Raw genomic sequence first — 23,888 nt, 5'->3', positions numbered from 1 at the left:
ATGGTAAATATCATATGGGTAGCCATGACAATTATCGGGATTATTTTTGCGATGGTGAACGGAACGATTAGTGAGGTAAATGAGGCAATCTTTAAAGGAGCTTCAGAGGCAGTTACGATTTGTATAGGGTTAATAAGCGTACTTGTTTTCTGGTTAGGACTGATGAGGATTGCTCAAGAAGCTGGCCTGTTAGAAAAACTCTCAAAATTATTTCGTCCTCTCGTTAGTCGCTTATTTCCAGAGGTTCCAGTCGACCACCCTGCTATGGGCTATATGCTTTCAAATATGATTGCAAATATGTTTGGGCTTGGCAATGCTGCTACACCAATGGGAATCAAAGCGATGGAACAGCTAAGAGTATTAAATGGCGGGAAAACCTCTGCTAGCCGCTCAATGGTTACTTTTCTAGCCATTAATACTGCAAGTGTGACGCTTGTCCCTACTACTGTAATCGCAATCAGAATGACTTATGATTCTACAAATCCAACTGAAATTGTAGGACCAACACTAATTGTAACCATTATTTCGGCAATTGGTGCAGTACTAATCGACCGTTATTTTTATTATCGAAGAGTGAAGAAGGGTAGGGTTGATAAATGAATATCATTAATACTCTGTCACTCTGGCTAATTCCTGGAATTATAGGATTTATACTCTTATACGGGACCGCAAAACGAATCCCAACTTATGAAACATTTGTAGAAGGTGGAAAGGAAGGAATTAAAATTGCCTTTTCAATCATGCCCTTTTTAATTGGCATGTTAGTTGCGATATCAATATTTAGAGCATCGGGTGCAATGGATGCTTTCATAAATTTAATCCGTCCAGCATTAGAATTTGTAGGATTCCCCGCGGAAATTGCTCCCTTGGCTTTAATAAGGACAATGTCAGGGACAGCGGCCTTAGGAATGACAACGGATCTAATTGCCACATATGGACCTGATTCTTTTATTGGTAGATTAGCATCAATTATGCAAGGAAGTACTGATACCACTCTTTATGTACTGACGGTCTATTTCGGAGCAGTAGGCATAAAAAAAATGGGGGATGCTTTGAAGGTCGGCCTATTAGCTGATTTATTAGGGATTATCGTAAGTATTGTTGTAGTGACGTTCATATTTGGTTCATAAAAAAACACGCATCCATTGCGTGTTTTTCTTTTTAGTGTATTTTTAGGAAGTTAGGGGGATGGGCATACTATTAAATGTTTTTATCTTGTACAAATACTAAGAAACAAGTAAGATGTTTAAGGGGTGAGCATAGATGGAACGTCTACAAAAAGTAATTGCGCATGCAGGAGTGGCTTCAAGAAGAAAAGCTGAGGAACTCATTGTTGCAGGACAAGTTAAAGTAAATGGAAAAGTTGTGAAGGAGCTTGGGATTAAGGTAGGTTCCAATGATAAAATCGAAGTGAGCGGCATTCCACTTGAAAGGGAAGAGCCTGTTTATTTTTTATTTTATAAACCACGTTCAGTCATTTCAAGTGTGAGTGATGATAAAGGCAGAAAGGTTGTTACAGACTTTTTTCCGGAAATTAAAGCACGGATTTATCCAGTAGGAAGACTGGATTATGACACATCTGGATTGTTGTTATTAACGAATGATGGTGAGTTTGCAAATCTTCTAATGCATCCAAAGTACGAGATTGAAAAGGTTTATGTGGCGAAAATTAAAGGGATTCCAGCAAAGGAAAAGCTTCGTCAATTAGAAAGAGGTGTAATTCTGGAGGATGGAAAGACTGCTCCTGCTAGAGTAAAGCTTATTTCGATGGACAAGCGTAAACAAACCTCCATAATCGAAATCAGTATACATGAGGGAAGAAACAGACAGGTTAAAAGAATGTTTGAAGCGATTGGACATCAAGTAATGAAGCTTAAAAGGGAAAGGTTTGGATTTTTAACCCTTCAAGGATTACATACTGGTGAGTTCAGAGAACTACTTCCACATGAGGTAAAACAGTTAAGGGCATTAGCAAGTACGAAGGATAATCGTTTGTAATGGTTGGCTTCTTTGAGTAAACCATTTTCACTTCTTTTAGAAGGGATAAATGGTGCCTAAAGAAGCCATTCGATAATAATTCTCAATTGTCACATAACCTTCAAAATGTTAGCAATGTCATTATGGTATAAAGTGCTATAATGGCAAAGAAAGTACATATTTAATATAAAGGGAGATTTCTAATGAACAAGAAAAAGCGACGATTAGTTATTCGGACCATTATATTGTTACTTCTCGCCGCTGCACTCGTTTATACATTGTATATCAATTTCTTTACGAGTAAGGAAAAGGTAGCAGTTGGGGATATGGCACCAGATTTTGTTGTAACAGATTTAAATGGGAAGGAACACCATTTATCAGAATATAGAGGAGAAAAAGGTGTATTCCTAAACTTTTGGGGAACATGGTGTGAGCCGTGTCAACGTGAATTCCCATACATTGATACATTTTATCAGGAATATAAGGATCAAGGGGTTGAGGTCATCGCCATCAACGTAGGTGAACCGAAATTCAGTGTAAATAACTTTATTCAAAAATATGAATTATCATTTCCTGTTGCTATTGATAAGGGAAACCAATTACTAAATGCCTATGGAATTGACCCATTGCCAACTACTATGTTAATTGATAAAGAGGGCAAAGTTGTTAAGATAATTACTGGTGAGATGACTAGCAAGATGGTACGTGATTATATGGAGCAAATAAAGCCATAGGGAGTTATTTTTTATGGAAAATGTAAAATGCGAATGTGGGCATGTGAATCCACACGGAACTATTTTTTGTGAGGCCTGTGGAAGGCCTCTCCAAAGCGAAGAAATAACAAGTCAGGATGATAAAAAGAATAAAAAATTGCTGGATATGAGGTATGAAGGTAGTGCAAGGCGATCTCAAACCTATAATAAAACCATTGTTGATAAAATTTGGAATTTCTTTTCATCTGTAAAAGTGGGGATTTGGATCATCGTTCTGCTTTTGGTTGCTTCTGCGCTTGGAACGATTTATCCTCAGGAATTATACATACCTCCGGCGATGAACCCAGCTGAATTCTATGAACAAGAATATGGTATAACCGGAAGATTATATTATCAATTAGGCTTCCATAACCTTTATGGTTCTTGGTGGTATATGATTCTAATTGCAATGCTTGGTATTTCCTTAATCATTTGTAGTATTGACCGTGTAGTACCATTATATAAGGCATTAAAAAAACAGGGTGTTACACGTCATGAAAGTTTCTTAAAAAGACAGCGTGTATACGGTAAAAACACGGTTGAAAATATAGAAAAGGACTTAGAAGCAGTTAAGGAGAAATTAAGAAAAAAACATTATTCTGTTCGTGAAGAAAATGGAAATATTCTGGCGGAAAAAGGCCGTTTCTCTAGATGGGGTCCATATGTTAACCACTGTGGACTTATTATATTTTTAATCGGTGGAATGCTTCGGTTTGTACCTGGAATGTACGTGGATGAGGTACTCTGGATTCGTGAAGGTGAAACTGCAAGTGTTCCAGGAACACATGGTAAATATTATTTAGAGAGCGATCAATTCCTCGTAGAAGTTTATGAAAAAGGTAAGGAAAAAGAAGTTTTTAATGAAGCTATTGAACTTGCTGGGAATGGTATGGTTGTTAAAAACTATCAAACAGATGTGACGTTATATGAACGTACAGATGAAATTATCCCTGGAGTTGAACCCGAATTAAAAAAGATTAAGTCTCATGAAATTCGAGTGAATGAGCCATTAAAGCATGATCATTATGCATTCTACCAGGTAGATTATAAACTAAACGAGTTTAGTACAATGTCCTTTAACATGATTAACAAAGAAACGAATGAAGAGTTTGGAACAATCACGATTAATTTAAGGGACCCACAGGAAAAGTATGATTTAGGAAATGGATATTCAATCGAGCTGGTAAGCTATTTCCCTGATTTCTTCTTTAATGATAAAGGTGAACCGGCAACTAAAACAAAGATTCCTAATAACCCTGCTTTTGTGTTTAATATGTATGCTCCTGATAAACCTGAAGGAGAAATCAGCTTTGTAGCTATTCAACAAAATATAGAACCTATGGGTGATAATAAATACAAGATGGCTTTTGCAGGAATAGAAATGAAGAATGTCTCTGGATTGACAGTCAGAAGAGATTTTACATTGTGGATTCTAGCTGTAGGTGGAGCAATTTTCATGATTGGAGTTATCCAAGGTTCGTACTGGCATCATCGCCGTATTTGGATTCAAAGGAAAAATAACGAGGTTATTGTTGCGGGTCATACCAATAAAAACTGGTTCGGCTTAAAAAATGAAATACGATATGTTCTTGCAGACACGGGTATCTCGGAACCTATCGATCAAGTTGATGCGAAAAATAAGGAAAATAAGGAGGGATAATAATGGCTGAATTAAGCTCAAATCTACTCTATGCTGCTTTTATTCTCTATCTTGTGGCAACCTTTGTCTTTGGTGGGGCAATAAGAGATAAAAAAAGCGCAAATGGATATAACCGCTGGTCACATCTAGGGATTATCATCACCATTATTGGATTTGCTGCACAGGTAGGCTATTTTATAACACGATGGATTGCATCTGGACATGCGCCTGTTAGTAATTTATTTGAATTTATCACATTCTTTGGAATGATGTTAGTCCTGGCATTCATCATCATTTATTTTATTTATAAAACAAGTATACTAGGCCTTTTCACTTTACCTATTGCATTATTAGTTATTGCATATGGTAGTATGTTTTCGAGAGAAATCTCTCCTCTAATTCCGGCATTACAAAGTGACTGGTTACATATCCATGTTACAACTGCTGCTTTAGGTCAAGCAATATTATCTATCAGCTTTGTAGCTGGTATTTTATATCTATTAAAAACAGTTGATCAGTCTGTAAGAAGCAAGAGTACATTTTGGTTAGAGTTTGTGATGTATGTGTTAGTTGTTGTTGTAGGATTCGTCGCAATTACAACTGCCTTTGGCGCAATGAAATATGAATCTGTCTTTTCTTGGGTTGATAAAGAAGGCGCAACTGCGGAAATGGTGTATAAATTACCTGCATTGGTTGTACCAAATGAAGGTGAACTATTAACAGATGGTAAGTTTTCAAGTGGGATTGAATTGCCAGCCTTATTAAGTGCTCGAAAAGTTAACACAGTTCTATGGTCTATAATTTCAGGTTCAATTCTATATGGATTACTTCGGTTAATTTTACGAAAACGCATCGGTGCAGCATTACAGCCATTAACTAGACGGTTAAATTTAGATTTAGTAGATGAAATCGGTTATCGTTCGGTTGCAATCGGATTCCCTATTTTCACACTAGGTGCATTGATTTTTGCTATGATTTGGGCGCAAATTGCCTGGACACGTTTCTGGGGTTGGGATCCAAAAGAAGTGTGGGCTCTTATTACATGGCTCTTCTATGCCGCATTCTTACACTTAAGGCTTTCCAAAGGTTGGCATGGTGAAAGATCTGCGTGGCTTGCAGTAGTAGGTTTCTTTATCATTATGTTCAATACCATTTTTGTTAATTTAGTTATTGCAGGATTGCATTCATATGCATAAAAAACAAGCCTTCATCTGTTGATGAAGGCTTTGTGCTTATAAAAGTACTTTCGTTTGTGTCAGAATTTTGACTTTTCCACTGTCATAGAACACTAGTGTGATTTATGTTATAGCAAATTATGAATTTTTTATGTACGATAGATATGTAAAGAAATATTCTTTCGGAAAGAAAATGGAGGAATAAAAAAATGGAAAACGAAGCAAAAATTTTAGTTGTCGATGATGAGGAAAGAATTCGTCGTCTACTTAAAATGTATTTAGAGAGAGAAAATTATGTGATAGAAGAAGCAGACAATGGAAATGAAGCTTTGGAAAAGGCATTAAAAAACGAATATGATCTTATCCTTTTGGATCTCATGATGCCCGGAAAAGATGGTATTGAAGTATGTCGTGAGTTGCGAGAAAAGAAATCAACTCCAATCATTATGTTAACTGCCAAAGGCGAAGAAGTGAACCGTGTCCAAGGTTTTGAGGTTGGAACGGATGACTATATCGTAAAGCCCTTTAGTCCAAGAGAGGTTGTTCTGCGTGTAAAAGCATTGTTAAGAAGAGCTTCCCTTACAACCTACCTGCAAACTGAAACAACGGCTAAGGATATTATTGTATTCCCGCATCTAACAATTGATAATGATGCACATCGAGTCACGGCAGATGGCAAAGAAGTGGGCTTAACACCTAAGGAATATGAATTGTTATGCTTCTTAGCAAAATCTCCAGATAAGGTATTTGATCGTGAGCAGTTATTAAAAGAAGTTTGGCACTACGAATTTTTTGGTGACTTACGTACGGTTGACACACATGTAAAACGCTTGCGTGAAAAGTTAAATAAGGTATCACAGGATGCAGCCAAAATGATTGTCACTGTTTGGGGCGTTGGTTATAAATTTGAGGTCGGCCAGGAATGAAATTTTGGCGAAGTGTTGTAGGAAAACTATGGGCAACCATTCTTTTATTGTTTTCCTTTGTATTATTTGTATTATCCGTGTTATTCATGGAGTATTTTGAAAATTATCATATCCAAGAAGCTGAAAGAAATTTAACCCAACTAGCAGCAAATATAGCTGTCATTATGGAACAGCACGAGGATAAGGATGTTGCACGAAACATTGCGTGGGAACTTGTGAATGATGAAACAAAGGTCATTATTGTTGCAGATGAAAGCACATATTGGGTATCACCCGATCGAAAATCACTTGCAAATATCCCTGTAACTTTATTAACAGATGATCCGGACCTTAAACTTGTTATCTCAAATGACCAAAACAAAAGTAAAAAAATAATCCTTCCTGAAAATGAAAATGTGAATAACCAAGGCCAAGAGTTATTTGTTGTCGGGGCTCCACTTCATATTGAGGATGACCAAAAGGGCGCAGTATATCTATACCAATCATTAGATGTTGTACAACAGACAACACAGCATACCACGCAATTTATCATCTTAGCGGCAGGTATCGGGATAGTTCTAACGACTGTATTTGCCTTTTTCTTATTAACTAGAATTACGGCTCCTTTACGTAAAATGAGAGAAGCTGCAACCGAAGTCGCAAAAGGTAAATTCGATACGAAGGTTCCGATTCTTACCCATGATGAAATTGGTGCTTTAGGACTGGCCCTTAATCAAATGGGAAGGCAATTAAAATATAATATGAATGCTCTTAATCAAGAAAAGGAGCAACTTGCAAGTATTTTAAACAGTATGGCAGATGGTGTTATCACGTTAAATCGGGATGGAACAATTTTGGTTACAAACCCACCCGCGGAACGTTTTCTTCAGGCCTGGTACTACCAACAGGGCATGTATCAGGATGTTGGTGAAGAACTCCCTCCTGAAGTAAAGGATTTATTTCAACGAGCAGTTTCCTTTGAAAAGGAACAGTTTATTGAAATAAGCCTTCAAGGAAGAACATGGGTTATTTTAATGAGCCCACTCTATAATCAGACATATATTAGGGGCGCCGTTGCGGTACTGCGTGATATGACGGAGGAAAGACGGTTAGATAAGCTTCGCGAAGACTTTATTGCGAATGTATCACATGAGTTAAGAACGCCGATTGCTATGTTACAGGGCTATAGTGAAGCAATAATGGATGATATAGCAAGTTCTGAAGAAGAGAGAAAAGAAATCACGAAAGTAATCTATGATGAGTCACTACGTATGGGGCGCCTAGTTAATGAATTATTAGATATAGCAAGAATGCAGTCTGGTCATATAACTTTGGATAAAGAAAATGTTGATTTCGATTTATTTATCGACCGAGTGATTCGAAAATTCCACGGATTAGCTAAAGAAAATTTAATTACATTAACTGCGAAAAAAGAAGAAGATATCGGAGAAATTGAAATAGATCGCGATCGGATTGAACAGGTATTTACTAATTTAATTGATAACGCGATAAGACATACTGATGAACATGGTAAGGTGGAGGTTCATGTGACAGGTCAAGAAACATCGATAAAAGTCGATGTTAGGGATACTGGGTCTGGTATTCCTGAAGAAGATCTGCCGTTTGTATTCGAACGTTTCTATAAGGCGGACAAGGCAAGAACGAGAGGAAAATCGGGCACTGGGTTAGGACTTGCCATTGTTAAAAACATTATCGGTGCTCATAATGGAAATATATCAGTTCATAGTAAGCTTGGTGAAGGAACAACCTTTACATTTGTAATTCCTCGAAAAAGTGAATAAATTGAAAAAATGTGGCGAAGATTCTTGTTTCATACGAAACATTAATCTTGTAAAATAATAATTCTTCTTGTAATATGAAGAAGGTTAATAAAAATGAATAAAATCAGATATATAGGTGTCGAGGATTTATAAAAATTCTCAAAGACTTAATAGGGAATCTGGTGTAACTCCAGAACTGCCCCCGCAACTGTAAAAGTGGACGAAATGAGAAGAACCACTGTATGAATGGATGGCAATTGCTGTTCATCATATGGGAAGGACTCAAAGTAGGTTGAAGCTTAAGTCAGTAGACCTGCCTAATTCGAACGTTTTTTAATTCTTCGGGGTGTGGGAATTAACAATAAAACAGCTACATGCTTTTTTGTTGTTTTTCTCAACTTATTAACAAAGCTCACCCGTTGTGGTGAGCTTTTTATTTTGGTATCAAGTGCTTCAAGTACTTATATATAAATACGATATAACACAAAGGGGAACTAGGACATGAAAAAATTATTAGTTGCTTTACTTTCAGTGGGATTATTATTTGGATGCAGTAATGACCAACCTACAAATGATACATCCAACAATAACAATGACTCGTCTGAAACTGTTAAAAAAGAAGAAAAAGCTGAAATTGTAACTGTTGTGGTCTCTAAAAACAATGGAGAAGAAGTTATTGAAGAAAAAGAAATCGAGATTGAAGCAGGAAAAGAAGTTACCGTAATGGAGATCATGCAAGAAAACTTTGAAGTCGAAACACAATTTGATGGTGCATTTATTGCAAGCATAAATGGAGTTGCAGGTAGTGAAGAAGAAAAAACATCATGGTTCTATTCTGTAAATGGTGAAGAAGCAATGGTCGGGGCAAATGAGTATAAATTAGAGCCTGAAGATAAGATTGAATTTGACCTCCATAAGTGGGAATAATGAACTTATCTGTAAAAAAACTAACGCTTTTATCCATGCTAATCGCCTTGTCCGTAGTAGGACGGATTGTTTTTACTTTCATACCGAATGTTCAGCCTACTACAGCTATTATTATTATTACAAGCTTATTTCTAGGACCAGTTTACGGTGTGGTTGTTGCCGTTTTTAGTTCTGTATTATCAAATCTTGTAATGGGGATGGGATTATGGACAATTGGCCAAATCTTTGCATGGGGGATAATTGGTTTAATTAGCGGTTTGTTACAAAAATATCGTGAACGAATTCCAGTTGTGTTGCTTGCTGGCTATGCGGTATTCTGTGGTTTTCTCTATGGCTTCGTCATTTCAATGCCATTATATTTGTTTTCGGGAAAATTTCTTGCCTATTATATAGCTGGACTACCATTTGATATGAGTCATGCAATCGGGAATGGACTATTTTTTCTCATTCTTTATCCAATCTTAAGACTATTATTCTTAAAAAATGTAATAATCGCAAAGTAAGGAAGAATATTACCAAAATATTCTTCCTTTTTTCATGAAAACATACTATATTGGGAGTGTAACTTTTTTTACAAAACATACGACTAATGAAATGAACGGGAGGATTTGCAAAATGGATTCCTTATTTGAGGAACTATATGAAAAATATCATCACGATGTCTTTTCCTTCTTATTTTATATGGTAAAAAATCGTGAACTGGCTGAAGATCTCGTTCAGGAAGTTTATATAAGAGTTTTAAAATCATATGATAGATTCGAAGGGAAGAGCAGTGAAAAAACATGGTTATTTTCAATTGCACGACATGTTGCAATTGATTCATTTCGGAAACAGAAAGGCTGGAAACAAAGAATCATGGATTCCTTTGATTGGAATCGACAAGAAGTAAGAGATATTGCTCCACTTCCAGAAGAAATAGCATTACAGAATGAGCAAGTTCAGATCATGTACCGCTGCTTGGACCACTGTACAACCGATCAACGTCTAGTACTAATATTACGATATATCCAATCCCTTTCCATTGCTGAGACTGCTAAAGCTCTAGGTTGGACAGAAAGCAAGGTAAAAACAACTCAGCATAGAGCCCTTAAAGTCTTAAAGACTTATATGGAAGAATCTGGTGTAAAGGAGGGTGTAGATGATGAAAAAATCCGAGTGGAACGATGAACACCTAGAGCAGCTGCTATCGCAAATGCCAACAATAAAAGATAACCGTAAGCCACAAGAGATTTATCAAAATATAACCCTTAAAATGAATAAACGAAAGAAGAAAGTTTGGATTGTTCCAACCATTGCATCTGTGGCAGCAGCCCTTCTGTTATTCATCTTAGCTCCTTCTTTGATGAATAATATGAACAGTTCAAGCTCCGACTCTGCTGAAATGGCACAAGAAAATTCAAAGATTGCGATGGATACGGAGAAAAAAGAAGCAGCTTCAAAAGATGAATCAATTAGTGCTTTGCAAGAACCTGAAGAGCCAAAACAAGATGATGATGTTGGTATTTTTTCTTCTGAGGAAAAATCAATCCAGGGCTATGCAGTGAATAGTATAGAAGATAATCAAGTTCTTTTAACATATGGGGTACTTTTAGGTGGTGCTTCGTTTCCTTCAATTATTTCTGTCGTAATAGAATCCAACGGAGAAAATGTTGTAGAACAATGGCAAAAGAATGTACCGATAGTCAATAATTTCTTTCGTGAACACAGTGATTTAGGAATTGATGAGATTCCAGAATCGTATTTTTCGGATTTTGAAGAAATTGTAACAAAAGATAATTCAAAAGCTGTTAGGATTGATGTAAGTAATTCGGTTAATACAGAGTCCTTTGCAACTGCTGAAACAAGTCATTTTAGCATCACTGTTGATTCGTTTCGATATCTGTCAGAGGATTATCAGCATGTGGAACTTTTTCAAAATAACCAACAGGGTATTTATGTAGGGCAGACTGGTATATTGGAGAAAAATATTGATATCGAAAAAGATACAAAAAAAGCTTATTTATACTATGTAAGTGAGGAATCCAATTATAAACTTTTGGCTCAAACATATAATGATTTTAAAACAATTGAAGAAGCGTTGGATGTTATGAAAGTAAAGTTTGAAGAAAGTGAGTATGCACTTCATCCTACTATCATATCTGAAATAAAAGAAATTAATAAGGATGGTACTAATTTAGAGGTTCACTTCAGTAATGATGCAGTTTTAGAAAATACGGATAATTATATCTTAATGGTAGATGCAATTATGCTGACGGCTAAGGAATTTAATTTTGATTCCGTTACATTTTACGGAAATATCGATCAAATTGGAAATGTGCGATTTGGCGAACCGACACCGGTCCCGCTAGCACCAAATCCGTTAACATTACAATAAAGAGACACTCTGTTGTCTCTTTTTTTGTTTATTTTAAAAGTATACATGCATTTTTTTACATAATTTAAGAAAACTTTTCAAATAATGATAGGGTGTTAAATTTTAAACCACAATTGTTCATTTTTTGAGGAGGATATAAATGTTTTTTAAGGGTAGACGAATTGCTATTGTTACCGTAACGGCAATTTGTATAAGTTTTTTCTTTTTCAATACTTACAGTACGTACGCACAAGAAAATGCAGCAGATGCAACAAAAGAGTGGGCATGGCCAGTCATAGGGACAATTACTGATACTTTTGGAACTAGACAAGGGAATCATAAAGGCTTAGACATTGCTGCTCCACTTGGAGATCACATATATGCGGTTGAAGAAGGAATCGTTAAAAGCTCGGCTTTCAGAGGCTCTTATGGCCATGTCATTTTTATTGAGCATCCAAATGGTTATGAAACGGTCTATGCACATCTAAGTAAACGGAATGTTCAAGTTGGTGATAAAGTTGAAAAAGGCCAATTAATTGGGCATATTGGGAGTACTGGAAATTCAACAGGTCCACATTTACATTTTGAAGTGCATAATGGGGAATGGAATTCTTCCAGAAACAATGCCATTGATCCTCTATATGTATTGACAGATGAACAGATTCTTGTTCCCGCGATTATGCCAAAAGAGGGGATTGAGGTTTCAAAAAAACTTGAAACCTATACAGTGAAAGAGGGAGAATCGTTATCTGTCATTGCAAATAAGGTAGGATTATCTGTAGAAGAAATTAAAGCTTTAAATCAGTTAACAGGTGATTTAATTTTTCCGAATCAAGTCTTAATTGTCGAAAAAACTTAAATAATTTAAGCCTTTTTCATTCCTATCAGAAGTTTGTTCATGTATAATGATAAAAAACTTCAATGGGGGATTCTTATGCGCACTGATTATCACAATCACTTAGAGCTTGGTACACTTGAACTAGACTATTTGATGAAGTTCATCAACGAGGCGAAATCCAAGAAGATTGATCATTTCGGGATATCTGAGCATGCCTATCATTTTTATCAGACTAAAGATATTCTCAGTAATCCTTGGGTTGATGCTAGAAGATATTACGATATGAAGGATTATGTAGATTTATTTAAGTTGGCCTGGAAAAATAATATTGATGTAAAAATGTCGATTGAGATGGATTATACACCTGGAAAGCATGCTGAAATGGAAAAATTTATCTCTTCCTATGATTTTGATTATGTCATTGGTTCAATACACTGGGTAGGAGATTTTGGAATTGACCTTGCGGAATTCCGTGAAGAGTGGGATAAGCGGGATTTACATGATACATATACGAAGTATTACGACCAAGTCATTACCTTAGCCGAATCTAACTTATTTGATATTATCGGCCATATTGATCTTGTCAAAATATTTAAGTATATTCCTGAGGACGAAGAATTCCTACTGCAGCAGTTTGATCGTGCAACATCTGCATTAGCTAATTCCAAAACATGTGTTGAAATTAGTACTGCTGGATTAAGAAAGCCAATCGGAAAGCTTTATCCAGATCCACGACTACTCCAAATGTGCTTTGATAAGAATATTCCGATCGTCCTATCATCAGACGCTCATCGCCCACAGGATGTAGGTGCCGATTTTGACCAAGCAATTGAGTTAGCAAAAAGTGTTGGCTACAAAACCCTGATGACATTTGAAAAAGGGAAACGAAAAGAAGTTCCACTAGGATGAACGTAAAAAACAGGCTATCCAAGCCTGTTTTTGTTTTTTTAAAAAAGAACCCTTTTTTAAGGGCTCTTTCCTATTGAATTACCTATTCAAATTTTAATGGATCCCCATCAAATGGCTCGTCTGCAACTTTAATGGAATCAGTTGGACAGCCCTCAAATGCATCGATCATATCTTCTTCTAATATCTCTGGAATTTCAACAATTCCTTGGTTATCATCAAGTGTTACAAATGCAATTCCGTCATCGTCGTAATCGTAGATGTCCGGTGCAGCTGCACCACATGCACCACAAGCGATACAAGTTTCTTTGTCAACAATGGTATACTTTGCCATGTGTACTTAACCTCCCGAAATCATTACATGTATAAACATATATTTATATTAGTTCCCCATCTACTTCCTCAAAAGATGAGAAACAGCTTCCTCATATCTCATTGTAAAGCTGTTCACAAAACTTTTCAATAAAAATATAATGTGAGATTGCTTATCAGATAAGGGTTTTTCCTTTCTGACAAGCATATTCATAAATCTACACGAAAACATCCCACTTTTCGTTATTATTTGATAAAATAAAGGTAACATTCATTCGACAATTTTCCATGTATTTCGATTGAGAGGGGAAGACGATGAACATAACTTATCGCTCGATATTGATTTTAACATGCATTGATAGACTGAACGGAGAACGAACAGTTTATGGTATATATCATTTGTTGAATGGTAAAAAATCCTCTCAAACAATTGGGGATGCAAATCTATTTACTCTTTCACATCTATTCGGAATTCTGAAACCCCTAGATAGAGAACAATTTAATAAAGAAATTAAAATGCTTCTGGCACATTCCCTGATTAAGGAAATAACACCCTTAAGCAATCAATATATTCTTAATGAAAGTGGTTATTTGCTTTTAATGGAGGAACAGAAAAAGAAACCGATCCCTGATCATTTAAACGGCTGGAAATATAATGACCAATCTATTTTGCTTTGGCAAAGACTTTCACTTCTTACACAGGTCCTGTCTAATTTAATTGACGAGAAAAAACAATATACACCCATTCAACAGGATGATGCAGTTATTGATTGGGTGAAAGGATTCATTATGAAAAACGGACAAAACCGATTTTCATTAGCTGAATCCCTTTACAATGAGATTTTGCAAACCTTAGAAAATGTATCAGAATTGGAAGCAACGATATTTGTCATGAGACTGACAAGTTCAACAAGAATCGGCTATACCATTGAGCAAATTAGTTCCTTGTACAATCAGGATGAGACATGGTGCAAAATCCTCTTTTTACATACTTTGCATACGATTCTTAAACAACTTGAAATAGATGGGGAGAGGTTTCCAATACTATTCTCGATGACTGAAACAAATCATCACAATCAATTGTTGCTGACCTCTTCAACGAAGACAACGTATCAGATGTTAATGCAAGGAAAAACAATTGATGAAATTGCACGTGTTCGTAATTTAAAACGAAATACAATTGAAGACCATGTTGTAGAAGTTGCACATCAGAAGGCTGATTTTTCAATTGATCCATTTGTTTCCCCAGAACATCAACAATTGATTTCTTCCATTTACCAGACACTGCAAACAAAACAATTACGACCATTAAAGGAAAAACTGTCAAATGACATTACGTATTTTGAAATTAGACTGGTTCTCGCGAAACTTGGTGGTTTAACATGAATCTTAATGTACTTTTAAAAGAAAAATTTAATCATGCCTCTTTTCGGGAAGGGCAACAGGAAATCATCGAAGATATTCTTAAGGGGGATGATGTCATTGCCCTTTTACCAACTGGAGGAGGAAAATCACTTTGCTATCAGTTACCTGCACAAATACTTGATGGAAGTGTTCTTATAGTTTCCCCACTTGTGGCATTAATGGAGGATCAGGTCCTTCAATTAAAGAAAATGGGTGAAAAACGAGTAATTGCGTTAAATAGTTTCTTAACGAACGAAAGAAAGCGGAAGGTCATGCAAAGCCTACACACATATAAATATATCTTTGCTTCACCCGAGATCCTGCAATCTAGATACTTCATGAACCAATTAAAAGGAATTCATTTTTCTCTATTTGTTGTGGATGAGGCACATTGTATATCGCAATGGGGGCATGATTTTCGCCCTGATTATTCGAGATTGGGTGATATCCGCAAAAAAATAGGTTCTCCACCTTGCCTTGCCTTAACAGCGACAGCGACAAAGGAAGTTTTTGAGGACATTAGAAGAACATTATTATTAACAAATCCTAGCATGCATATCCACTCCATCGATCGACCAAATATTGCAATTGCAGTAAAAAGGGTTCATTCTCTCGATGATAAAAAAGATCTGCTTCTTAGGTATACAAAAGAGTTTCAAGGACCAGGAATTATCTATTTTTCAAGTCGAATCATGGCTGAAAATATGGCTCAATATTTAAGGGATAAAGGCTTAGATAAGGTTGCTTGTTATCACGGTGGGATGGACCAGGAGCAAAGAATGTTGATTCAGGAGCAATTTATCAACAACCAATTGTCGATTATTTGTTGTACAAATGCATTTGGGATGGGCGTGAATAAGCCTGATATTCGATTTGTCATTCACTTTCATTATCCCTCACAGATGGAGGCATATTTACAGGAAATCGGACGTGCGGGTAGGGACGGAAACCCAAGTGTAGCAATTCTGCTCTATCATGAAATGGACAACGAGATCCCTGAAGTTTTAATCAAATACGAACTTCCGACGAAGGAACAAACCCAACTGGTGATTGAATATATCAATCAGGATATTAAAGACAAAGGGAAATTTATATATACAAAATCGGTCGAAGATTACTTTCAGACAGTCTTTAGTGTCTCAGAAGTCCAATGGCGATTTATTCAATTTTATTTGTCTTTGGAAGAGGTCATTCTATCACAAGTTAACATGCAAAATGCCATTCATATCGTTGATGAAGCTGCCAGGAAGCGATATGTTTATAAAGTAAAAAAACTAAAGATCATGAAAAATTGGATCATGACACAAGGGTGTAGACGTGACGAAGTTTTAGCATATTTTGATGAAATCCTTGAACAAAAACCTTCCTCATGTTGTGATTTATGTGAAATTGACTGGGAAAGGTACAAGCGCAAGATAGTTGGAGGAGAAGAATGGAAGTTGCCTTCTTGGAGACAAGAATTACATCACATCTTTCATAGAAAAGGGTGAAAAATATGGCTAGACGCCAAGCAGATATTATCAAACAGTTACCGGACAAAGAAATTGTTTTTCACCTTTATTTAACACAAGGAATTCTGTTAATTGTGTCTTTAGTCCTTGGTTTTTTCTTGTTTGACAATTGGTCCTCATTTTTAAAATTATGGGATTGGAAGGACTGGAATATTCTCCTTGTTGGCTCAGCTTTTGCTTTAGTTGTTGTCTTTGTAGATTTTTTATTGATGAAATGGCTTCCTGAAGCCATGTATGATGATGGTGGAATTAATGAGCGTATTTTTCAAAAACGAAGCATCCCCCATATTTTTGTTTTATGTATATTAATTTCTTTTTCGGAAGAAATATTATTTAGGGGTGTCATTCAAACTCATTTTGGACTTTTCATCGCTAGTTTGATTTTTGCACTCTTACATGTCCGTTATTTATATAAATGGGTTCTGTTGATCTCTGTCGTTTTTTTGAGCTTTTTTTTAGGGTATATTTATGAGCTTTATCAAAATTTGTGGATAACGGTATATGCTCATTTTTGGATTGATTTTATTTTTGCAGTAAAGCTTAGAATGGAATATGTACGTAGTTTAACAAAGGAGGTATAGTCTTGAACCACCGCGAAGGGGAAGAAAAATCTCTTGAGATAGAAACAAGTACTTCGACATTACCGCCTCGAAGTGAATTCCACAAAACGAAGAAAAAGAAAACAAAATTAAAAATTAAATACCCAATTATTCGCTTGTTAGCTCTTTTATTTGTATTACTTCCTATTGCTATCCTTAGCTATAAATTTAATGCAAATCCAGACCAGCTAGAATCACCTCCTATAAAAAAGAGTGCAAATTTTGAAAGTATTAGTTATGAAGACTTAAATGAGACTGTACAAGCTCCTGAAGAAAATGAGCAAGATAAAGAACCTGAAAATAAGGAAGAAGAATCTAATCTGCAACAAAAAGAACAGAGTCAGTCTGAAGTAGAAAAACAAGAGGAAACACCAACGAATGAAGAGCCTAGTCAAAGCGTTGCTGAAAAAACCCCTCCACCTACTACTGAAGCAACGAAGCAACCAGTACAACAGCAAGAGAAGCCAAAGGAACGATATGATATAAAGTATCATAAAGTACAAGCGGATGAAAATCTTTATCGAATTTCCATGAAATATTACAAAAGCCGTGATGGTGAAGAATTAATACGAAGATGGAATAATATAAATGGTGATACAGTCATTGAAGGTCAAATTTTACGAATTCCAATTAAACTAAATTAGTGCTGACTAAATAACGTGAGATCTCTCGCGTTATTTTTTTTGATTAGACATATACGTATGTACAAGCTCATATTTTGGTATTATAGGATGTTGATATGGAGGGATTAGAGATCGAAAAGCAAATAAGGGAGTTAAATGAATATACAGACGAAGTGACCAAGCAAATGCTTCAGCATTCCGTTGAGAAAAAGAGAAAATTTGAAAAGTTAAAGGCGCGTGCCTATTATATGAAGCTTGGTGCTCTTTTTTTATTATCAATTTTTTTAGTGTATGTGTATAAAACAATTGTCCTTCCCTATGGTCATTCCACAGAACTTATGATTGGGATCTTTCTCGATGGGTCTATTTATTTCATGTTCGTATTTGTAATTGGAGGGCTTTACGGAGGTATTCGTTATGTTGATAAAAAGAAGGATGAAGCTGAGGATAAATATCATGCAATCAGATGTGAAATTGTTGATAAGAGTAAAGACTTATGGAAAGAGCCGGCACAATGGCGTGAGCGCCAGCGGGTTTTTGAGATGATGAAAAAGGAGTTTGATGTAAACTTATATCATGAAAGCAAATAGCTGAATTCAAGATTCAGCTATTTACTTTGTTTAGAAAAACTTCTTTTTGTCTCTTTCTTCTTTAAGTATTTCGACAGCTTCTTTAAATCGTTGGGCATGGATTATTTCACGCTCACGTAGGAAGCGCAAGCTGTCATTTAGGTCAGTATCATCACTCATGTTGATAATCCATTGATAGGTAGCCCTTGCTTTTTCCTCTGCGGCGATATCTTCATATAAGTCTGTAATTGGATCGCCCTTTGCTTGGATATATGTTGCTGTAAATGGTACACCTGCAGCGTTGTGGTAAAACAATGCTTTATCATGATCTACATAGTGTTCAGCTAAACCTGCAGCTTTTAATTGGTCAGGGGTAGCATCTTTTGTAAGTTTATACACCATGGTGGCAATCATTTCTAAATGGGCAAATTCTTCTGTTCCAATATCATTTAACAATCCAATCACTTTTCCAGGTATTGTGTAACGCTGATTTAAATAGCGCAATGCGGCAGCTAACTCACCGTCTGCCCCACCATATTGTTCAATCAGTAACTTCGCTAACATTGGATTGCATGTACTCACTTTGACAGGATATTGCAGCTTTTTTTCATATATCCACATTAATCGATATTCCTCCCCCTGTAAAATTAACATTCAAATTTTTATTAAACCTGCCACGGCCAAGGTTCGTCATCCCAGTTCCAAGGGTAGTTGGAATAGCTGTAACGACCGAATTGTGTCAAAGGCCCAAAGCGTTCTTCATATTGCTTTGCGACCTTTCTTCGTTGTTGTGAAACGGTATTGAATTGTTGTATCGCCTCATAATCATGTGGATGAGTATCAAGATACAAAGTGAGTTCTACTAACACAAAATCCAGTGCTTGCAGATCCTCTAATAACGCATAATACTCTGGGGGCATCTGTTTAGGGTTCATTCGCGCTCAGCCTCCCTTTTGGGTTCATACGGGCTGTAATATGGATCGTAGAAAACTTTCCAAAGTGTCCCCGCGAATAATGCTTCCTTTGGTGAGAATTGAGGTAGGTTCGCTGGTTGAAATGTGATATAAAGATTTGGTGGGGTAACGTATGTTTTACGTGTAATTGGTTTACAAGGGTCAAATGGGCTTACGTAGGGGTAATAGGCCTTCCTCGTTGTAAACATGAAGCAACCTCCTTGATGTTAAACTACAAAACAATGTCATTCTACTGTATGGCAGAGGGAGTAAAAAAATGACTTTACCATCATGTTTTTAAAGAGGTAGTTGAAAAATACGTTAGTCCATGACAAATGTATTATGGTTAGCCTTTTCCAAAATTTATGGTATCATATCTGTATATTCAAAAACGTTAAAAACCTTATTCTAGATAGATAGGGCGTGGAATATGCTATATTTTTTCGGGATTATTTTTCTGGGGGTACTGCTCCTTCTATATATGTGGCAGGAAGCAAGACTAGATCGTGTTGTAACGAAAACATTAACATTTTCAGATTTTCCTAAAAGCTTTGGAAACATTACGATTTTTTTTATTTCAGATATTCACAGAAGAGAGGTATCTGAAAAAATAATAAATGAAGTGAAGGGGAAAGCAGACATTGTTATCATTGGAGGGGATTTAACAGAAAAGGGTGTACCCTTTGAACGTGTAAAGAAGAACCTTCAATTAATTAAAACGGTTGGACCTACGTACTTCGTGTGGGGCAATAATGATTATGAAGTAGATTACCATGAACTTGATTCCTTACTATTAAGTATGGGCATTAAAATTCTCGATAACACGGCGATGTTTTTCGAAACGGTAGAAGGTGAAAAACTTGCTCTCCTTGGAATTGATGATGTAAAGGAAGGAAGAAGCAGGTTGGACCTTGCTCTATTGGATGCAGGGGATGAAGCAGATTTTAAAATTTTGGTTAGTCATAATCCAGAAATAAAAGGCAAGCTTAAACCAGAGAACAAGATTAATCTCCTACTTTCCGGGCATACACATGGTGGACAAATTCGGTTTTGGAAATTCGGGCTTTACCCGAAAGGCGGTATCGAGTATAAGAACGGAATGACTATTTTTGTTAGTAATGGATATGGTACATCTGGAATCCCGTTAAGGCTTGGAGCACCAGCTGAGACACATTTGATTACTCTTCAATCATCTGAAAGCTAATACATGGTAAAAAAAGTCCCAACAACATTAAATCCAAGAACATAATTTTTATTTCTTCATAAAATAAAGTAACGGTTGCTGTAGGTGTGATGGTGAGGGAGGGGTTTTAATGCGTCTTGAGCGCTTAACTTATAATAAAATCAAGATTTTTCTTACATTCGATGATCTGGTTGATCGTGGCCTCACTAAAGATGATCTTTTGTCGGATTCGCTAAAGGTCCACCAATTATTTCGTGATATGATTGAAGAAGCAAGTGCCGAATTAGGATTCGAAGCGGATGGTCCCATTGCTGTGGAAGTATATTCATTACAAGCACAAGGAATGGTAATCATTGTCACAAATTCAGTAGGGGATCTTGAAGACGAAGAATTTATAGATGAAGATTATATTGAAATGCAGGTTACTCTTGATGAAAGTAAAGATATATTTTATGAGTTTCATACGTTTGAAGATGTTATTCAGCTTTCAACCAGATTAAATTGTTTATCAATAGATGGTGGTAGGTTATATTCCTATAAAGACTATTTTTATTTGTTATTTGAAGATCATTCAGCCTTTCATACAGAAAACGTCATTGCCATTTTAGCCGAATTTGGCAATCCTGCGACAATTACGAAATATCGGGTTCATGAATATGGAAAAATCCTTTTTAAAGAAAAGGCCATGAAGGAAATTTACAACTATTTTATTAAAAGTTAAGAAAGCCTCTAACGAAGATTAGGGGTTTTTCTCTACATTAATAGATTTAATTAATTGTAGATTTTACGGTGTTTTTTAATTGATATAAAATAAAGATTCTGCACATTTCATCTTGCATAAACATATGGAAGGTGTATACTAGTGACTGGAAAGGTGGACAATAAATAGTATCTGGAAAATAGATGTTATTTTTCTGTCTTTATTTTTTTTGCATAAAGAAATTGAACTCATATTTTACTAACCGAAATCTCGGCATTTCCAGCATCTTGTTTACACCTTTGAGTAATAGGAACTGATTCTCGTGAAAAATCTTGGGAGGTTTACAAATGGTAGCCGAAAATAATAAGGACATTTCAAAACACAACGAAGAGAAAATGGATGTCCTCAAATCTACACAAACAGTCATACATAAAGCATTAGAAAAATTAGGGTACCCTGAAGAAGTATACGAGCTTTTAAAAGAACCGATTCGAATGATGACCGTGAAAATTCCAGTAAGAATGGATGATGGATCTGTAAAAATCTTTACTGGTTATCGCGCACAACATAATGATGCAGTAGGTCCAACAAAAGGTGGAATCCGATTTCACCCCAATGTTACTGAAAAGGAAGTTAAAGCGCTTTCGATTTGGATGAGCTTAAAATGTGGTATCGTGGATTTGCCATATGGTGGAGGAAAGGGTGGAATTATTTGTGACCCTAGAGATATGTCATTCCGTGAACTTGAGCGCCTAAGTCGTGGCTATGTGCGTGCAATCAGTCAAATAGTAGGGCCAACAAAGGATATCCCTGCTCCAGATGTATTTACGAATTCTCAGATTATGGCTTGGATGATGGATGAGTACAGTCGAATTGACGAATTTAATTCACCTGGGTTCATCACGGGTAAACCGCTTGTATTAGGTGGTTCACATGGCCGTGAGTCTGCGACCGCGAAGGGTGTAACTATTTGTATTCGTGAAGCAGCAAAGAAACGTGGCATTAATCTTGAAGGAGCTCGTGTCGTTGTACAAGGCTTTGGAAATGCAGGTAGCTTTTTATCGAAATTTATGCATGATGCAGGTGCTAAGGTAATTGGTATTTCTGATGCATATGGTGGACTATATGATCCTAATGGTTTAGATATTGATTACTTGTTGGATCGTCGTGATAGCTTTGGAACTGTTACTAAGTTATTCAACGATACAATCACAAACAAAGAATTGTTGGAGCTTGATTGTGATATCCTTGTTCCAGCTGCAATCGAAAACCAAATTACTGAAGAAAATGCCCATAATATACGAGCAGGTATTGTAGTGGAAGCCGCAAATGGTCCTACAACACTTGAAGCGACACAAATCCTAACTGAAAGAGGAATCCTTCTCGTACCTGACGTTTTAGCAAGTGCTGGTGGAGTGACGGTTTCATACTTCGAATGGGTTCAAAATAACCAAGGCTATTACTGGTCAGAGGAAGAAGTAGAAGAAAAACTTGAAAAAGTAATGGTTAAATCCTTTGAAAATATTTATTCAACCGCTCAAAATAGACGTGTTGACATGAGACTTGCAGCCTACATGGTGGGTGTCAGAAAAATGGCTGAAGCTTCACGCTTCAGAGGCTGGATTTAATTCCAAATCATTTCATTTGCACGATTAAAGGAAATCTCCTATCATTTTATGGTGGGAGATTTTTAAGTTCGGCACTATCATGCCCTAAGTGAATCATTTAACAGACAATTGTACTAAAATAAGGAAAGCAAAACTAGATAAGACCTTATAGGTTGACAGAAGATAGTAGGAGTGACAAACATGCAATCGGAAGAAGTCGTTATTATTGGGGGAGGACCCTGTGGCCTAGCAGCTGCTATTTCACTGCAGAATATTGGAATAAAACCGCTTGTCATTGAAAAAGGAAATATTGTAAATGCCATTTACCATTATCCTACACATCAAACATTCTTTAGTACGAGCGAAAAATTAGAAATAGGGAATGTTCCATTTATTATTGAAGGTCGAAAGCCAAAAAGAAATCAAGCTTTAGCTTATTATCGAGAAGTAGCAAAACGTGAAAAAATTAGAGTCCATTCATTTGAAAAAGTAACCGGTGTTAAGAAACTTGAAAATGATGAATTTATCATCTCAAGCACAAAGGGTGAGTATCAGGCAAAATATGTGATTGTTGCAATTGGTTATTATGACAATCCAAATTACATGAATGTTCCTGGTGAAGACCTGCCTAAAGTTTTCCATTATTTTAAAGAACCGCATCCATATTTCGATAAGGATGTTGTCGTAATTGGAGGCAAGAACTCAAGTGTAGATGCTGCTTTAGAGCTAGTGAATGCCGATGCACGAGTAACTGTTTTATATCGAGGATCTGAATATTCATCAAGTATTAAGCCGTGGATATTACCAGAGTTTGAATCATTGGTTCGTAACGGGATTATAAACATGGAATTTAATGCAAATGTCGTTGAAATCACAGAAGATGCTGTGATTTATCAAGTTGGAGAAGAACAAAAGAAGGTAAAAAATGATTATGTCTTTGCGATGACGGGCTATCATCCAGATCATGGCTTTCTACAAAAAATGAATGTTCAGATTGATAAAGATACAGGTAGACCTTCGTTTAACCCTAACACAATGGAAACAAACGTAGAGGGGATTTTTATCTCTGGTGTCATTGCAGCAGGAAATAATGCCAATGAAATCTTCATTGAAAACGGACGCTTCCACGGGGACTTAATTGCAAAAACCATTTTAGACAGAAAATAGGACGGCT

The 23,888-nt window shown here is 36.2% G+C and carries 27 protein-coding genes and 1 riboswitch; of the genes, 23 read left to right on the top strand and 4 right to left on the bottom strand.

The annotated features are described in order from the left end of the window. The 14 genes from V7138_RS10205 (at position 1) to V7138_RS10140 (ending at position 13,256) form a co-directional block, all read left to right on the top strand. The gene (locus V7138_RS10205; RefSeq protein WP_335396642.1) at positions 1-600 is read left to right on the top strand and encodes a nucleoside recognition domain-containing protein; all 600 of its coding nucleotides are present in this window, start codon (positions 1-3) and stop codon (positions 598-600) included. Then, on the top strand, positions 597-1,130 hold the full coding sequence (locus tag V7138_RS10200) for a spore maturation protein (protein WP_335396641.1): 534 nt from the start codon (positions 597-599) through the stop codon (positions 1,128-1,130). Before V7138_RS10205 ends, V7138_RS10200 begins: the two co-directional genes overlap by 4 nt. A 133-nt stretch (positions 1,131-1,263) precedes the next feature. Further along, positions 1,264-1,998: a 23S rRNA pseudouridine(2605) synthase RluB gene (gene rluB / locus V7138_RS10195; protein ID WP_335396639.1), complete on the top strand. Its 735-nt coding sequence runs from the start codon at positions 1,264-1,266 to the stop codon at positions 1,996-1,998. A gap of 182 nt (positions 1,999-2,180) precedes the next feature. Further along, the gene (resA, locus tag V7138_RS10190; protein ID WP_335396637.1) at positions 2,181-2,711 is read left to right on the top strand and encodes a thiol-disulfide oxidoreductase ResA; all 531 of its coding nucleotides are present in this window, start codon (positions 2,181-2,183) and stop codon (positions 2,709-2,711) included. A 13-nt stretch (positions 2,712-2,724) separates the two neighbouring features. Next, the gene (locus V7138_RS10185) at positions 2,725-4,389 is read left to right on the top strand and encodes a cytochrome c biogenesis protein ResB (RefSeq protein WP_335396636.1); all 1,665 of its coding nucleotides are present in this window, start codon (positions 2,725-2,727) and stop codon (positions 4,387-4,389) included. Positions 4,390-4,391: 2 nt separating this feature from the next. After that, positions 4,392-5,564 (top strand): c-type cytochrome biogenesis protein CcsB, encoded by a 1,173-nt coding sequence (gene ccsB / locus V7138_RS10180; protein ID WP_335396635.1) that lies wholly within the window; start codon positions 4,392-4,394, stop codon positions 5,562-5,564. Positions 5,565-5,752: 188 nt separating this feature from the next. Then, a complete protein-coding gene (locus V7138_RS10175) occupies positions 5,753-6,469 on the top strand; it encodes a response regulator transcription factor (protein ID WP_335396633.1) in 717 nt (238 codons plus the stop codon). Next, entirely contained in the window at positions 6,466-8,250 is a 1,785-nt protein-coding gene (locus tag V7138_RS10170; protein ID WP_335396631.1) for an ATP-binding protein, read from the top strand. Before V7138_RS10175 ends, V7138_RS10170 begins: the two co-directional genes overlap by 4 nt. 96 nt (positions 8,251-8,346) lie before the next feature. Further along, positions 8,347-8,564, top strand: a riboswitch (cobalamin riboswitch). Positions 8,565-8,730: 166 nt separating this feature from the next. Further along, positions 8,731-9,156, top strand: coding sequence for a DUF4430 domain-containing protein (locus V7138_RS10165; protein ID WP_335396630.1), 426 nt, complete (start codon positions 8,731-8,733; stop codon positions 9,154-9,156). After that, positions 9,156-9,659, top strand: coding sequence for an ECF transporter S component (locus V7138_RS10160; protein ID WP_335396628.1), 504 nt, complete (start codon positions 9,156-9,158; stop codon positions 9,657-9,659). The genes V7138_RS10165 and V7138_RS10160 overlap by 1 nt, the downstream gene beginning before the upstream one ends. Before the next feature lie 112 nt (positions 9,660-9,771). Next, complete coding sequence (gene sigX / locus V7138_RS10155) at positions 9,772-10,323, top strand: RNA polymerase sigma factor SigX (protein ID WP_335396626.1); 552 nt, start codon at positions 9,772-9,774, stop codon at positions 10,321-10,323. Further along, the gene (locus V7138_RS10150) at positions 10,295-11,530 is read left to right on the top strand and encodes a hypothetical protein (RefSeq protein WP_335396625.1); all 1,236 of its coding nucleotides are present in this window, start codon (positions 10,295-10,297) and stop codon (positions 11,528-11,530) included. Before sigX ends, V7138_RS10150 begins: the two co-directional genes overlap by 29 nt. 139 nt (positions 11,531-11,669) lie before the next feature. Beyond that, positions 11,670-12,368 (top strand): peptidoglycan DD-metalloendopeptidase family protein, encoded by a 699-nt coding sequence (locus V7138_RS10145; protein ID WP_335396623.1) that lies wholly within the window; start codon positions 11,670-11,672, stop codon positions 12,366-12,368. Between the two features lie 75 nt (positions 12,369-12,443). Then, positions 12,444-13,256, top strand: a complete 813-nt coding sequence (locus V7138_RS10140) for a histidinol-phosphatase (RefSeq protein WP_335396622.1) — start codon at positions 12,444-12,446, stop codon at positions 13,254-13,256. Positions 13,257-13,338: 82 nt separating this feature from the next. On the opposite strand, the gene V7138_RS10135 is transcribed toward V7138_RS10140, so the two are convergent. Next, entirely contained in the window at positions 13,339-13,587 is a 249-nt protein-coding gene (locus tag V7138_RS10135) for a ferredoxin (protein ID WP_077618638.1), read from the bottom strand. Between the two features lie 293 nt (positions 13,588-13,880). On the opposite strand from V7138_RS10135, the gene V7138_RS10130 reads away from it, so the two are divergent. The 5 genes from V7138_RS10130 (at position 13,881) to V7138_RS10110 (ending at position 18,292) form a co-directional block, all read left to right on the top strand. Then, on the top strand, positions 13,881-14,951 hold the full coding sequence (locus tag V7138_RS10130) for a helix-turn-helix domain-containing protein (RefSeq protein WP_335396620.1): 1,071 nt from the start codon (positions 13,881-13,883) through the stop codon (positions 14,949-14,951). Then, positions 14,948-16,459: a RecQ family ATP-dependent DNA helicase gene (locus V7138_RS10125; protein WP_335396618.1), complete on the top strand. Its 1,512-nt coding sequence runs from the start codon at positions 14,948-14,950 to the stop codon at positions 16,457-16,459. Before V7138_RS10130 ends, V7138_RS10125 begins: the two co-directional genes overlap by 4 nt. Before the next feature lie 5 nt (positions 16,460-16,464). Continuing rightward, positions 16,465-17,061, top strand: a complete 597-nt coding sequence (locus V7138_RS10120; RefSeq protein ID WP_335396617.1) for a CPBP family intramembrane glutamic endopeptidase — start codon at positions 16,465-16,467, stop codon at positions 17,059-17,061. A gap of 2 nt (positions 17,062-17,063) precedes the next feature. Next, positions 17,064-17,723, top strand: a complete 660-nt coding sequence (locus V7138_RS10115; protein ID WP_335396615.1) for a LysM peptidoglycan-binding domain-containing protein — start codon at positions 17,064-17,066, stop codon at positions 17,721-17,723. Between the two features lie 95 nt (positions 17,724-17,818). Further along, positions 17,819-18,292, top strand: a complete 474-nt coding sequence (locus V7138_RS10110; protein ID WP_335396614.1) for a YpbF family protein — start codon at positions 17,819-17,821, stop codon at positions 18,290-18,292. Positions 18,293-18,322: 30 nt separating this feature from the next. On the opposite strand, the gene V7138_RS10105 is transcribed toward V7138_RS10110, so the two are convergent. Genes V7138_RS10105 through V7138_RS10095 form a run of 3 tightly spaced genes read right to left on the bottom strand, consistent with a single transcriptional unit; the run spans position 18,323 to position 19,433 of the window. Beyond that, on the bottom strand, positions 18,323-18,892 hold the full coding sequence (locus V7138_RS10105; protein WP_335396613.1) for a manganese catalase family protein: 570 nt from the start codon (positions 18,890-18,892) through the stop codon (positions 18,323-18,325). 44 nt (positions 18,893-18,936) lie between these two features. Then, positions 18,937-19,206, bottom strand: coding sequence for a spore coat protein CotJB (locus V7138_RS10100; RefSeq protein ID WP_335396612.1), 270 nt, complete (start codon positions 19,204-19,206; stop codon positions 18,937-18,939). Next, complete coding sequence (locus V7138_RS10095; protein WP_335396610.1) at positions 19,203-19,433, bottom strand: spore coat associated protein CotJA; 231 nt, start codon at positions 19,431-19,433, stop codon at positions 19,203-19,205. The genes V7138_RS10100 and V7138_RS10095 overlap by 4 nt, the downstream gene beginning before the upstream one ends. Before the next feature lie 221 nt (positions 19,434-19,654). Between V7138_RS10095 and V7138_RS10090 the strand changes: the two genes are divergently transcribed. The 4 genes from V7138_RS10090 to V7138_RS10075 all read left to right on the top strand — a co-directional run bounded on the left by V7138_RS10090 (position 19,655) and on the right by V7138_RS10075 (position 23,881). Continuing rightward, positions 19,655-20,428, top strand: a complete 774-nt coding sequence (locus V7138_RS10090; RefSeq protein ID WP_335396608.1) for a metallophosphoesterase — start codon at positions 19,655-19,657, stop codon at positions 20,426-20,428. 109 nt (positions 20,429-20,537) lie between these two features. Further along, on the top strand, positions 20,538-21,128 hold the full coding sequence (locus tag V7138_RS10085) for a genetic competence negative regulator (RefSeq protein WP_335396607.1): 591 nt from the start codon (positions 20,538-20,540) through the stop codon (positions 21,126-21,128). A 326-nt stretch (positions 21,129-21,454) separates the two neighbouring features. Beyond that, positions 21,455-22,735, top strand: coding sequence for a Glu/Leu/Phe/Val family dehydrogenase (locus tag V7138_RS10080; protein WP_335396606.1), 1,281 nt, complete (start codon positions 21,455-21,457; stop codon positions 22,733-22,735). Between the two features lie 180 nt (positions 22,736-22,915). Then, positions 22,916-23,881: a YpdA family putative bacillithiol disulfide reductase gene (locus V7138_RS10075; RefSeq protein ID WP_335396605.1), complete on the top strand. Its 966-nt coding sequence runs from the start codon at positions 22,916-22,918 to the stop codon at positions 23,879-23,881. Positions 23,882-23,888: the final 7 nt, after the last annotated feature.

It is taken from the genome of Bacillus sp. JJ1533, from assembly GCF_036965045.1.
Classification (GTDB): Bacteria; Bacillota; Bacilli; order Bacillales; family Bacillaceae_L; genus Ferdinandcohnia.
This window is presented reverse-complemented; position numbering and strand designations above follow the sequence as displayed.